The following is a 538-nucleotide window of genomic DNA, read 5'->3' on the forward strand; positions in this document are numbered from 1 at the left end:
GGCGATCACCCATTGAAGTCTTTATGCGAAAAATGTTTCGATGAAGTGTTCAATTTATTTATTGCAATCTGCCATTTCCAATTATTATTACTGAAAATAAAGATAATAACGTTTATCCCTATTTCGTTGAGATCCCTGACCTCGACGGAATGACCGAGGGAAAATCAATTGCTGATGCAATGGAAATGGCTAAAGATTACATTGGTACCTATTCGTTAGAGCAGCAATTACCTAAGTCTAATATTAATCTGCCCAGTTCCTCTGCTGGCACTACTGTTACACTGGTAACTGTCAACATTTCCGAATACAAACGTAAAAACGACAACAAGGTTGTAAAGAAAACCATCACCATTCCTAATTACTTAAATGAATTAGGTAAGGAGCGTGGGATCAACTTTTCCGAAGTCATGACGAATGCACTGAAGGAAAAGCTAGGTGCCTAATTGGAATTCCTTTAAAACGGCAGATTGCAAGAAATAACTTGAACGAATTTAATGACGTAGATTAAGCAGGAAGATCTCGATTGGTGTATGCCAAT

The 538-nt window shown here is 37.5% G+C and carries 1 protein-coding gene; it reads left to right on the plus strand.

Features of this window, described 5'->3' with window-relative positions:
- The first annotated feature begins 149 nt into the window (after positions 1-149).
- Positions 150-443: a type II toxin-antitoxin system HicB family antitoxin gene (locus QOS07_RS09310; RefSeq protein WP_283588656.1), complete on the plus strand. Its 294-nt coding sequence runs from the start codon at positions 150-152 to the stop codon at positions 441-443.
- The last annotated feature ends 95 nt before the right edge of the window (positions 444-538 follow it).

Origin of the sequence: Limosilactobacillus viscerum, assembly GCF_947387525.1 — a bacterium.
Classification (GTDB): Bacteria; Bacillota; Bacilli; order Lactobacillales; family Lactobacillaceae; genus Limosilactobacillus; species Limosilactobacillus viscerum.

Coding starts and splice junctions, on each gene's coding strand:
- QOS07_RS09310 (WP_283588656.1), top strand. CDS start 150: ATGACCGAGGGAAAATCAATTGCTGATGCAATGGAAATGGCTAAAGAT.